Source organism: Asticcacaulis machinosus (assembly GCF_028550435.1).
Taxonomy (GTDB): domain Bacteria; phylum Pseudomonadota; class Alphaproteobacteria; order Caulobacterales; family Caulobacteraceae; genus Asticcacaulis; species Asticcacaulis machinosus.
Genome location: NZ_JAQQKV010000002.1, coordinates 176,735 through 188,504, shown reverse-complemented (window position 1 = coordinate 188,504; position 11,770 = coordinate 176,735). Strand labels below are relative to the sequence as shown.

Below are 11,770 nucleotides of genomic sequence, written 5' to 3'. Positions count from 1 at the left end.
GCCTCGGTTACCGCAAGCAAAATTGCCGCTTGGGAGCCTATCGTTTAATCTTGGACTTGGGGCGGCTTTAAAGGTCAAGCCGGGCGTTGGAGCGGGTGAAGGGAATCGAACCCTCGTTGTCAGCTTGGGAAGCTGCTGCTCTACCATTGAGCTACACCCGCGCTATATATGGCGCACGATCCTGATAAACTGCGAACCGGCTAAGGCGATGCGTTCATAGCGTAATCGCTGCCAGACTCAAAGCCCAAAAACACACTATCCGCAGCTTTGCGTTTAAGCGCCGGGCGCGATGATCTGGCGCTGATTCAGGGAATCAGGCGCAGCTAGCGCAATGCCGCCGCAGGTGAAAGATCACCCGTTGCTTGAATTAACATCTTGTTAAGCATTATCCACAGGCGAACACCATATCTAGAATCATGTGGACAGACCTGTGGCTTATCGCCACTAAATATTGCGGTTTTTAACGTTTTGTTTACGATATGTAGGTGGCCGGGAAGAATTTCCCAAGGTCTCAGTCTATATCTTGTGGTTGGTGTCCCGTGTTGCACGGGGAATGGGAGGCTAGAATATGAGCTGGACAGACGAACGCGTGGAAACACTCAAGAAGCTCTGGCAGGAAGGTCATTCCGCCAGCCAGATCGCCAAACAACTGGGCGGAGTCACCCGTAATGCCGTTATCGGCAAGGTGCATCGTCTCGGCCTTTCAGGCCGTGCCGCCCCGTCGCAACCTGCCCGTCCGGTTTATAAACCCGCCAAGCCCGCGCGTCAGGCCGCATCCGAGGCTGCGCCGCGTCCGCAAACCGCATCCGTGCCTGTACGCCGCGTTGAGCCGGTCGTGGCCCGTCAGACCACCGGTTCGGCCTCAAATGGCCTGCCCGCCGTTCCGGTGATCGAAGGGCCGGGCACGGCTACCGTCCTGACGCTTGGCGCCAAGATGTGCAAATGGCCCATCGGCGATCCGTCATCCGATGAATTCACCTTCTGCGGCCGCAGGGCCGATGACGGTATTCCGTACTGTGTCGAACATTCGCGCGTCGCCTATCAGCCGCAGCAAAAGAAGAAAAAGGACGGGGTAGACCTGTCCCGTTCACTCCGCCGCTACTTGTAAAATCGCGGTCTTTGCGGGGCGGCCCGTGCCGAGAGCTAATACGCAGTCTACGGTTTGCGGGTACTCAAATGTACCCGCTTCCCTTGCCGGCTATTATCTCTCACAAATCTCACGATTTTACGTATCGTGGATGTTGATCAAAACACCCTGCCGGAAACGGCGGGGTTTTTCATTCAGGATGCAATTTAGTTAAGTATTCGGCGGGCTTCGGGCAGGTCGAGCGAGAAGGTCGGGATGGTGGCTTTGAACGGTTTTCCGTCTTCGTCCTCAAACATGTAATAGCCGCTCATCGAACCTGACGGCGTTGGCAGCGGGCAGCCGGACGAATAGCTATAGCTTTCCTGCGGTTCCAGTATCGGCTGCTGGCCAACCACGCCATCGCCTTCGACGATTTCGATCCGGCCGAGGCCATCCATGATCGTCCAGTGGCGGGTCATGAGTTGCACCTGATCGCCGCGCTCATTATCGATGGTGATGTGATAGGCCCATACATAGGCGCGCTGCCGCCGCGAGGTGGCGGGAAGATCATCATCTGGCGGGATATATTCCACCTCAACGCTGATGCGGATGCCCTGACTTACGGCTTCATAGATCATGGCTTCAATCTAAACAGCTTCGCAGATGATTTAAAGTCCGTCATTAGGGTCATTCGCCATAAAACTTAAGTTTGCGCGCTTTGAAAAATGTCGTAAACAAAGCCCCCATAAGTTTAGAGATACGTATGACGCCTGTTGAGGATACGCCTGCCGGTCACGGCATCCTGCCCCTGCAAACCCTGTCGGAACTGGTGGATCAGGGCGTTGTCCTGAGCACATCGGCCCTTGATGCCGACCAGATTCAGCCCGCCAGTATTGACTTGCGTCTGGGCGCGCGCGCCTGGCGGGTGAGGGCGTCCTACCTGCCGCGTAAGCGCACGGTTGTTGAGCGCCTCCGTGATGTGGTCATGCACGAAATGGATCTGTCCAAAGGGGCGGTGTTCGAGGCCGGCTGCGTCTATATTGCCGAGCTTCAGGAAAGCCTGAGCCTGCCGCAGGGCTTAAGTGCGCGGGCCAATCCGAAATCCTCGACAGGCCGTTGTGACGTGTTTGTGCGTCTTCTGTCGGACTATTCCGATGCTTTTGATGACGTGCGCGAAGGCTATAGCGGGCCGATCTATGTCGAAATCGCCCCCCAGACCTTTTCCGTTCTGGCCCGCACCGGCACGCGCCTTAACCAGCTTCGGGTCAAGCGCGGGACGGCGCCCAAGCTTTATACGTCCGATTGCGGCGTTGACCTGACCGGTGACCTCGTCGGCTACCGCGCCCGCAGACATGCTGGGGTGATCGACCTTGATAATGTCGATGGCCACGACCCGCGCGATTTCTGGGAGCCGCTGTACCAGAATAAGGGCCAGCTTCTGCTTGATCCGGGTGAGTTCTATATTCTGGCGTCGAAAACTGCGGTCGTGATCCCGGTCATGGAAGCCGCCGAAATGCTGCCGATTGACCCCAGCGTCGGTGAATTCCGCGTCCACTATGCCGGTTTCTTCGATCCAGGTTTTGGCACCGAAGAGGCGGGAGCTGCGGGCTCACGCGGGGTGCTGGAGGTGCGCTGTCACGAGACGCCGTTCCTGCTGGAAGATGACCAGACCGTGGCGCGGCTGGTCTATGAGCCGCTTATTGAACGGCCGTCGCAACTTTATGGGCAGAGCGGTTCCCATTACCAAGGGCAAGGACTAAAACTCTCCAAACACTTCCGCCCCTGGTAAAAAGTCCTGCCTTTTGGCGCATTATGTCGTTATTAAAACGGGACTGTATTCATATACAGCCCCGTTTTAATGCCTAATACTGCATCCGAAATTCAGGCTTTTGCGGTGAAACTCGCAAATCTCACGATTTACAATTCGGAGCGTTTACTCATCAACGTCAGCGGTCGCCTTGCGCCGGGGTTTGCGGGGTGTGGCCGCTGCCGCCGGGCGCAGTTTCATATCGTCGACAAAGGCCGTGACCACCTGCGCGAACATCCCCAGAAACGACGGAAAACGCACGGCGATAAAGCTGGCCAGCAAGGTCACCACCGTGACGATCAGCGTGGATTGACCCGCGACGGCCCCCATGATCTGCGACAATAACGCGCCCGACGGATCGACGGCAGGGCGAGGCTGGCTGCTTAAGGTATTGGCTTTGGCGGGCTGATCGGCGGTAAAGGCCTTGACCAAAAGATGGATCGCCACCGGTAGCAGCATGATCAGCGCCAGAATAAACGAGCTCCACGGTGTCCCGACCCAGAGCTTAAGGGCGTTATAAAGGCCGATGCTCAGCCAGGTCAGCCCGATCAGCAAACTGCCTGCCAGAAAGACCACATAGAGGATCGAGGATTTTAATTCGCTGATTTTCTCGGAGAAATTAAACACCGCGCAGCTCCCTTGGTTAATAGCCAGACATATGATGCCTTAGACTAAAACCAAAGGAACTAAAAATCCTATTACTCAGTTATAGTTTTGATCACGGTTTTCAACTGTAGTGACCATTTTGAGATTTACATTGCATTCCCTCATCTCCTCCCCATTTTATGGGGAGGTGCCGAGCCTGTCGAGGCGGAGGGGTATCTTTACTGTCGATTATACCCCTCCGTCAGCCCTGTCGGGCTGCCACCTCCCCACTGCGTAGGGAGGAGGAGCAATCGCCATCGCTTTTGGAAATCTGCTCTAATTCATGCCGCGCGTCGACGACAGGGCCGGTTTGAGCGCGGCATAGGTTTTGGTGCGCTCGTGACTGACCAGAGTGACCGGCGCAGGCGCTGTGGCCACAGGCGCGGACTTGGCCGGGCTGTTCATGGCCAAAGCCTGCTTTTCGTCGCCGCGCTTGATATCGGCCATAGCGATCATGGTGTCGATTTCACGCTTACGGGCCATGAAGGCCTGAAGCTCTTTGCCGCCCAGAATGGTGCCCTGCGGCACCTTGGCGTCCTTGGGGTTGATAGGACGATTCTTATACCACACTTCAAAATGCAGGTGCGGGCCGGTGGAACGGCCGGTCGAGCCGACATAGCCGATGACCTGCCCCTGCTTGACGCGCTGACCGGGTTGTACGGCAATGCGCGACATGTGGGCATAGCCGGTTTGCCAGTCGCCGGTATGGCGCACACGCACCCAGCGGCCATAACCGCCCCACCATTTGGCATCCTGAACCACACCGTCACCGGCAGCAACGATCGGGGTGCCGGAACCGGCGGCAAAATCAATGCCGGTGTGCATCTTCATAAAGCCCAGAACCGGGTGGCGGCGCACGCCAAAGCCCGATGAGGTGCGCGCCCCGTCAACCGGCGTAGCCAGCAGGAAGCCGCGAATATTCTTACCCGTCTCGTCAAAATACTGGGCGTCTTTTTCACCGGCGCGCTGGAAGCTGTAGAAGCGGTTAATGCCGCCCTTGGCTTCGATTTCAGCGTATAACAGCTTGCCCGTTTCAACGGTGCGGCCGCTTTCGGTCACCTTGCGGTCGAAAATGAGCTTAAACGTGTCACCGGCCTTAATGTCGCGCTCGAAATCGAGTTTGTGCGCGAACAGCTTCATGACATTGTTGGTGACCGCCGGTGTCGCCCCAAGGGCTGCCGCGGAGGTAAATAAAGAGCCGTCGATGGTGCCAATGGCTACGCGGCGTTCATCGCGCACGTTTTCTTCTAATACCCGCAGGCGCATGGCGCCGTCATGGCTGGTGGTCAGGGTCAGTTGCTTGGCGGGGCCGGTGCGGGTCGTAAGTCCCAGAAGCTGGGCAGGCTGGCTTGAACCGGGAGCCGGTTTGGCAATCGCGGCCTGAATGGACATGCCGGCGCGGACATTGACGACATCAAAGGCTTGCGACAGCAGATTGACCGCTGCCTGTGCATCAGCACTCGACACGCCGGTACGGGCAATCGCTTGTGAGAGGGTTTCACCGGAGCGCACCAGAATGGCGATCTGCTCAGGCTGGTTAAAGCCGGGGCGGGCAGACGCGGCAGCGAAGGCTTGAGTCTCCAGCGCCATAACGGCACCCGGATCAAGCGCCATACCCGGCAAGATGCCCGGTGTCGGCTGAAAAACACGCCAGATCAAGGTGCCCACCGTGAGGGCCGCCACAGTCGCAAAGACCATGGGCGTTAAGCGTACTGGCTGTCGGCGTGGATCGAGTTGAGCCATCAGTCCCCGTCAAACACTAAAAAAGACAAACGATACTAAAACTTACAGATGAACCCATAAAGGGCCGGTAGTCTTTAGGGTTATAGTCGTGCGGATATTACGGATCTGTCTCATTACAGACGCTCTTTATGAGCGAAAAAGCCTGAGTCGTGAAGCTTGAAAACTCAGCTACAAATTCCGTGCCATCCTGTTTACGCCGAAATAGGGCCAAAGTGAGGCCCAAAAACTTGGGTTAAGATCAAGCATACCGCAGTCGCGAAGGCAACAACGAAGGGCGCTTTTTAGCCGATTAAGATTAAGATCGCCCTTAAATTTTGTTAAAAAATGGTATACGCATAATGCGGGGGCTTTGGGTGATGAGCATCGATCTGTTGATAAATGATGCTTTAAGCATTTAAAATTTATAACGAAACGGCAAAGAATTCGCCAATGGCGATTGTTCCTTGGCTTGTTTTAAAGGGAAATCGCGCCTCTTGTGCGAAATGCGGTGATGTGTCCATAATTTTTACCAATATATGTGCCATAATGACCTGCCGATGATGATGAAAATTTTTTGGTTCGTCGGCACAATTTTTTCGACCGCATTGCATTCCCCTTTAGTTTGAGCCCGCCTCTTGACGCCCACTGATCCGACTGCTGATCAAAACGATGAATTGATGTTCCCGGTGCGCACGTCGACGCTGGGTACGTTTTCGCGCGTCATCAGTGGCGATGCCAAGGCGGGCGGCGGCGAAAAGGGGCGCCCCGGAAAGAAGACCAAAAAGGGAGGCGGCAACGGTCGCCCGCCAAAGTCCGGTGCCGGCAAAGCCGGTCAGATCATCGGCCTGACCCTGTGCGGCGTGGCGGTGATCGGTGTGGCGGCAGTTGTGGCGCGTAAGGAAATTGCCCGCGAAATCGCGCAAGGCTGGCTGCGGTCACAGCAGATCGATTCTGAGCTTAAGATCGGGCGTCTGGGGCTTGATCATGCCGAAGGCTCGATCCGTCTGGGTAAGGCGACGTCGCCGGATGTGATCCTCAATGATTTTCGCATCGATTACGACCTGAACCTGTTTGCCGGTCAGGGTAAGCCGATGGCGCGCTTTAAGCGCATACATCTGACGAAGCCTGAGATCGCCCTGTCGCTGACCTCCAAGGGGCTTAACTTCGGCACGCTTGATCCGCTGATCCAGAGCATTATGTCGTCGCCGTCCAATAAGGGTGAGGCTCCCCACGAAGTCCTGATCGAAAATGCCGTTGTGCGCCTGAAGACTGACTACGGCACGATCAATGCTACGGGCCGTGTCCAGATGCAGGCCGGACGGTTGCAGCAGCTTAATCTCAATATTCCCTCGACCCGTCTGAGCGGGCCGCTGGGCGAAGGCAGTTTGCGTGACGGCTCTATTCATGCCCGTTCGGTCGGTGAGGGGCTGAAGATTGAAGGCAAGTTTGCTGTTGGGGATTGGGAAATGAAGCCGGGTAAGGCCGGTGACGTGACCCGCCTTAAAGGCGTGCAACTCGATCTGACCTCCAACCTGCCGTACCGCCAGCTTGAGCAGGCGGCCAACCTCAAGGCGTCGCCGCTGGCCGAGTTTTCGGGCCCGCTGGAAGCGCATATGAAAGTGGCGGCGGATGAACTGACTACCGGCATGACGGCCCTGAAAGGGGTTAAGGCCGATGCCTCCATTTTGGCCGCTCTGAGTTTTGAGCGCGATGAAACCCGGCTTGAAGGGCAGTCGCGTTTTCAGGGGCGGGCTCAGTCGGTCACCCAGGGGGCGATGTTAGGGCGCGATGTTTATCTCGATGCCTCAAGCCTCAATCTCAGTTTTGCCCACTCCAGTAAAAAGCCAACGCCGCAGGCTCCGGATGCGGGCGGCAGCCATATCTGGGTCGACGGACCGTTGCAGGCGCGCATCGGCCTTTACCGTCAGGACGGTGTTGAGGTCAGTAATGCCCGCGCCGACCTTGAAAAAGTAGCCCTGCACATAGCGGGGGCCGAATCCGACATCAGCTTTAAGGGCAGTGCCTATGCCGGGCGCATGTCGGCGGCTGATCTGTCGCTGGACCGGGTCAATATGACGGTGAGCGGCAACGCCAAAGCCGAAGCCGGCCTGAATGGTGCCGCTGAAAATGGGGCGTCGGCCTGGACCGCAGCGATCAAGACCAACCTAAGCAGCCGCCACGGCAGCTATAAGGGGCTGGATGAGATGGCGGCCACACGCCGTAAGGATCTTCAGGCGGTCGTCTATCCTGAGCCGGTGGGTACCGATACGCCGCCTGTGCCGGTGGCACCGATCAAGGCGGATGCGGTGATCGCGCTACAGGATGCGGCCAGAGCCTTCAGCCTTGACGCCAATGACATTAATATCAAGCTGGACGGCGCGGCGGGCAAGCCTGTGGCCTTTGATGTCCGCACCAAAACCCCGATTACGGTCATCCCGGAAACGGGCGGCAAGCTGACCCTGACGCCGGACGGGACGCGGCCCCTGATTGCCAGTGCGGCCAGTGCAACCCGCGCGGCCTTCGGGCTGAAGCTTGAGGGCGAGAACCTGCCCGAAGTGAGCGCATTCCTGAGCGATATGGGGTTTGGTCAAAATGGCCAGCTAGGCGGTAAGCTGGATGTGGATGCCAAATTCAACTTTGCGCCGGTGACGGCGGCGGTGACCAAAGCCCGTGGCCGCTTTACGGTGGCGGGCGGGCGGACGGCCTTTGTGCTGGATGACTGCATGCCGTTTAGCGCGGCGCGCGCGGACATCGGCGGGCGGCTGGAAGGGCTGACGGCGAATATTTGTGCCACCGAAGCGCCGATCCTCACTATGGAACGTGGTCAGTGGCAGTCGGCGGGTGCTTTTGAGGATCTGAAGCTCAATGCGCCGGACTATGAGGCGCGGCTGAGCAATGCCAAGGGCCGATTCAATGCCTTTTCGACACGATCCGGCGCGCCGAACGGTGCTGGTTTCCGCATAACGGTCGCTTCCGCTGAGGCCCATGACACGGCGGACAAGACTCGCTTCAATCCGGTGACGGTGGCCGGAAAGCTCGATCAGGACGCCACCCGCATGACCGGCAGGTTAGGCGTAAAGCCGCTCAATCCGGCGGTGCGCGAACGTGTGACCGGCGATCTGGCGCGCATCGATATCGTGCAGGATGCCCGCAGCGATGCGGGTTATGCCCTGATCAGCACCGGCGATATGGTGTTTTCGCCCGACGGCCTGCAACCAATCGACCTGACGCCTCAGGTGGCCACGGTGGCCACCAAGAACGTCACGGGGGCGGCCACCTTTGATGGCCGGTTTGACTGGTCACGCACGGGAACGCCCACCTCTCAGGGCCGCCTGCGCCTGAACGACATCGATTTTGAAGGGCCGGTGGGCAAGGCACAGGATCTGCGCGGCGATATCGAATTCACCAGCCTGTCACCGCTGATGACCCCGCCGGGGCAGATCATCAGTGTGGCCTCGCTGACGACCGCCGTGCCGTTGACCGACATTAATACCTCCGTGCAGTTCCGCGGCGATCATCTGGCGCTGGCGGCGGCAACCGCTATGTCGCCGGGCGGGCAGTTCGGCCTTGAGCCTATGGATGTGCCTTTGGCGGAAAACGTGCCGATCAAGGGCGCGCTGACCTTTAGCCAGCTTGATTTCGGCAAGATCATCGCCGCGACCGATCTAGGCCGCGATATGAAATTCGAGGGCACGGTCACCGGTCGTATGCCGTTTGAAGTCAATGGCAGCCGGATCAATTTCGCGCAGGGTGAACTGCATGGCGACGGGCCGGGGCGCCTGTCGATCCAGCGGGCGGCCCTGCAAGGGGTGGCCTCATCAGGGGCGGTGACGGCGGAAGGGCCTGATGTGCCGGCTCAGGCTCCGGCCGATGCCTCAAAAGTGGTTGAGGATATGGCCTATCAGGCGATGGAAAACATGGCCTATAGCGATATGTCGGCCACGATCAACAGCCTTGAAAACGGTCGTCTGGGCTTTAATTTCAAAATCAAGGGCCGCTACGATCCGCCAAAGAAACAGGAGGCCCGTGTCAGCTATGTCGATGTCATTCGCGGACGCCTGTTTGATAAGCCGATCGATCTGCCGTCCGATACCGGGGTAGATCTCAATCTCGATATGACGCTTAATCTCGATCAGGTGCTGGATGACCTGATGGCGTTTGAGGCTCAGAAGGCCGGGTTGAAGTAATCGGCAGAGCGCTTTGCCGCTTATCTCATTTTCTCCTCCCTACGCAGTGGGGAGGTGGATGCGAACACAGTGAGCAGACGGAGGGGTATTGCAGACCGTAGTAAAGTACCCCTCCGCCTCGACAAGCTCGGCACCTCCCCACTGCGTAGGGAGGAGAAGGTGTATACGCTTCGCTCCTTGAGCACTTTCTATTTGTGCTAACGCTCCGCTCCTTGAGCACTTTTTGTTCAGCTTGGGTTCAGACTGCAAATCATATAAGACATTCACGACAAGGCGCTTAAGTCTTTGGGCCTTTGACTAAGGAGTACTACCATGACCCACAAAGGTCTGTTATTTGCGGCACTGGTGCTGAGCGCGCCGGTATTTGCCGCCTGCACCCCGACCGTCCGCGTCGAGGTGGCCCCGATTTCGATCTATGCCAAGCTGGACCACGATGTACGCATTCGCCTTGACGAAGACGCCAAGGCGCTGGTGCAGCAAAACCCGAACCTTTTCTAATTCGCCTGTGAAAGTGAGACCGATTATGAAAAAAACAGTCTTTTCTGTAACGGCGGCGATGATGGCCGCCACCGGTATGATGGCCGCAGGTGTGGCGATCAATATGGCGTCGCCAGCACCTGTATTTGCCCAGGCCGCCGCCAAGGCCACCGTCGATGCCGCCAAGGCCGCCGGTGTGGTTGGTGAACAGGCCGATGGCTACCTCGGTTTTGTGAAGTCCGGTGACGCGGCCACCAAGGCTGCGGTCGAGGAAATCAATGCCGGTCGCGCCAAGGTCTATGCCGAAGCTGCCGCCAAGAATAATGTGCCGGTGGCCGCCGCCGGTGCGGCGACCTTTTCCAGCGTCATTCAGCCCAAGCTGAAGGCCGGTGAATACTATAAGGACACCTCCGGTGCCTGGAAGCAGAAGTAAATTCGGCTGATAACACAATGATTTAACCCTGAAGCTTTCCGGCTTCAGGGTTTTTTCATGGCTTTGGGATAGTGTGTAAGCGCATCCCAAAAAGTGTGTAGCGGTTTTTGGATCAGATGCGCGTCTTAAATAAACAGGTAGAATGCCGTGTCCGATTATCTCAAGCCCCTGACCAGCCTGCGTTTTTTTGCCGCCGTCTGGGTGATCCTGTTCAGCTACTGGCCGCTGCTGCAAGGGGCGGCTCCGCTGTGGATCATTGAGCGCGGCTATCTGGGGGTCGACCTGTTCTTCATCCTGTCGGGCTTTATCCTGTGTCACGTCTATCTGGAAAGTTTTGGAGCCAGTAAATTCCAGTACGGGCAGTTTATCGTCAACCGCTTAGCGCGGATCTATCCGCTGCATATCGCCACCCTGTTGTTTACGCTAGCGCTGGTGATGGCTGCGGCGGTCAAGGGCCTGACGCTCGACAGCCATGTGGCGTCGTGGGCGTCATTACCCGCACAGATTTTTATGGTCCATGCCTGGGGGCTGGCCCCCGAAGCGTCATGGAATCACCCGTCATGGTCGATATCGGCGGAATGGTTTGCCTATCTGCTGTTTCCGGTTTTTGCCAGCCTGACCTGGGCGCTGAGATCGAGACCAGCGGTGGCGCTGGGTCTGGCGGCAGGGTTTTTGACGATTCTCTATTGGGCGTTTGAAGCCTTTGCCGGGTTTAAGCTGACCAATGCGACCTTCATGTGGGGAGCGCTGCGCATCGTGCCGTGCTTTGCGCTGGGTTGCGCCGTCTATCTGGCGTGGCGGGCCGGGGCGGTGACCTCAAAGCCCATAGCCCTTGGTGGGGTTGCGGTATCATTGGCCGTAATTGCGGGGGCGTCGGCGCTGATGACCTCGGATGCGCTGGTCGTGCTGGCACTTGGTGGCCTAATCCTGTCGGTCGGCGGGCTGGCGACGGCGGACGGCAAAGGGATTATGTCTAACCGCGTTCTGGTCTATCTCGGCAATGCCAGCTTTGCCATGTACATGGTCTATGTGCCGTGGAAGTGGATCTTCACTAAGGCCGCGGGCATGATTTTGGGCAGCGAAGACTCATTGCCGCTGATGTGGTGGCTGGGGGGATTTGTGGCGATTATCCCGATCGCCATGCTGGCCCACCATGTGGTCGAAAACCCGATGCGCAATGTCGTGCGCCATATCGGTGACGGGGTGCGCTATCGCCTCAACTACCGCCTGCAAGGCACGTCGAAATAAGCTTTGTGGCTTAGAGCGGTGTCTGGTTAAGGGTTTATTCATAAAAATTAACCTTTTCCCCATTTGATAGTCATAAAGTATTTGTAAAATATTTTATGTGATGTATCAAAGACACAGAGTGTTAAGCGCGTCCCGAAAAGTGTGTAGCGGTTTTCGGATAAGATGCGCGATCGGATTAACAACCG

At 57.5% G+C, this 11,770-nt stretch carries 9 protein-coding genes and 1 tRNA gene; 6 read left to right on the top strand and 4 right to left on the bottom strand.

Features of this window, described 5'->3' with window-relative positions:
• Positions 1 to 87: 87 nt before the first annotated feature.
• A tRNA-Gly gene (locus tag PQU98_RS09325) sits at positions 88 to 161 on the bottom strand.
• A gap of 407 nt (positions 162 to 568) precedes the next feature.
• On the opposite strand from PQU98_RS09325, the gene gcrA reads away from it, so the two are divergent.
• The gene (gcrA, locus tag PQU98_RS09320; protein ID WP_272744670.1) at positions 569 to 1,108 is read left to right on the top strand and encodes a cell cycle sigma 70 cofactor GcrA; all 540 of its coding nucleotides are present in this window, start codon (positions 569 to 571) and stop codon (positions 1,106 to 1,108) included.
• Positions 1,109 to 1,293: 185 nt separating this feature from the next.
• Here the strand turns inward: gcrA and apaG are convergent, their stop codons facing one another.
• The gene (apaG, locus tag PQU98_RS09315) at positions 1,294 to 1,704 is read right to left on the bottom strand and encodes a Co2+/Mg2+ efflux facilitator ApaG/CorD (protein WP_272744669.1); all 411 of its coding nucleotides are present in this window, start codon (positions 1,702 to 1,704) and stop codon (positions 1,294 to 1,296) included.
• A gap of 125 nt (positions 1,705 to 1,829) precedes the next feature.
• Between apaG and PQU98_RS09310 the strand changes: the two genes are divergently transcribed.
• Positions 1,830 to 2,855, top strand: a complete 1,026-nt coding sequence (locus tag PQU98_RS09310; RefSeq protein WP_272744668.1) for a 2'-deoxycytidine 5'-triphosphate deaminase — start codon at positions 1,830 to 1,832, stop codon at positions 2,853 to 2,855.
• A gap of 144 nt (positions 2,856 to 2,999) precedes the next feature.
• On the opposite strand, the gene PQU98_RS09305 is transcribed toward PQU98_RS09310, so the two are convergent.
• Together PQU98_RS09305 and PQU98_RS09300 are read right to left on the bottom strand one after the other, a co-directional pair.
• Positions 3,000 to 3,500: a hypothetical protein gene (locus PQU98_RS09305; protein ID WP_272744667.1), complete on the bottom strand. Its 501-nt coding sequence runs from the start codon at positions 3,498 to 3,500 to the stop codon at positions 3,000 to 3,002.
• Positions 3,501 to 3,794: 294 nt separating this feature from the next.
• Positions 3,795 to 5,261, bottom strand: coding sequence for a M23 family metallopeptidase (locus tag PQU98_RS09300; RefSeq protein ID WP_272744666.1), 1,467 nt, complete (start codon positions 5,259 to 5,261; stop codon positions 3,795 to 3,797).
• 614 nt (positions 5,262 to 5,875) lie between these two features.
• Between PQU98_RS09300 and PQU98_RS09295 the strand changes: the two genes are divergently transcribed.
• From PQU98_RS09295 to PQU98_RS09280, 4 genes are all read left to right on the top strand, one after another.
• Positions 5,876 to 9,427, top strand: coding sequence for an intermembrane phospholipid transport protein YdbH family protein (locus PQU98_RS09295; RefSeq protein ID WP_272744665.1), 3,552 nt, complete (start codon positions 5,876 to 5,878; stop codon positions 9,425 to 9,427).
• Between the two features lie 312 nt (positions 9,428 to 9,739).
• Positions 9,740 to 9,925, top strand: coding sequence for a YnbE family lipoprotein (locus tag PQU98_RS09290; protein WP_272744664.1), 186 nt, complete (start codon positions 9,740 to 9,742; stop codon positions 9,923 to 9,925).
• Positions 9,926 to 9,950: 25 nt separating this feature from the next.
• Positions 9,951 to 10,337 (top strand): YdbL family probable chaperone protein, encoded by a 387-nt coding sequence (locus PQU98_RS09285; RefSeq protein WP_272744663.1) that lies wholly within the window; start codon positions 9,951 to 9,953, stop codon positions 10,335 to 10,337.
• Positions 10,338 to 10,484: 147 nt separating this feature from the next.
• Positions 10,485 to 11,585: an acyltransferase family protein gene (locus PQU98_RS09280; protein ID WP_272744662.1), complete on the top strand. Its 1,101-nt coding sequence runs from the start codon at positions 10,485 to 10,487 to the stop codon at positions 11,583 to 11,585.
• Positions 11,586 to 11,770 lie beyond the last annotated feature (185 nt).

What these genes read in the sequence shown, in the direction of transcription:
- PQU98_RS09290 (WP_272744664.1), top strand. Translation starts at nt 9,740, where the DNA reads ATGACCCACAAAGGTCTGTTATTTGCGGCACTGGTGCTGAGCGCGCCG.
- gcrA (WP_272744670.1), top strand. Translation starts at nt 569, where the DNA reads ATGAGCTGGACAGACGAACGCGTGGAAACACTCAAGAAGCTCTGGCAG.
- PQU98_RS09300 (WP_272744666.1), bottom strand. Translation starts at nt 5,261, where the DNA reads ATGGCTCAACTCGATCCACGCCGACAGCCAGTACGCTTAACGCCCATG.
- apaG (WP_272744669.1), bottom strand. Translation starts at nt 1,704, where the DNA reads ATGATCTATGAAGCCGTAAGTCAGGGCATCCGCATCAGCGTTGAGGTG.
- PQU98_RS09285 (WP_272744663.1), top strand. Translation starts at nt 9,951, where the DNA reads ATGAAAAAAACAGTCTTTTCTGTAACGGCGGCGATGATGGCCGCCACC.
- PQU98_RS09310 (WP_272744668.1), top strand. Translation starts at nt 1,830, where the DNA reads ATGACGCCTGTTGAGGATACGCCTGCCGGTCACGGCATCCTGCCCCTG.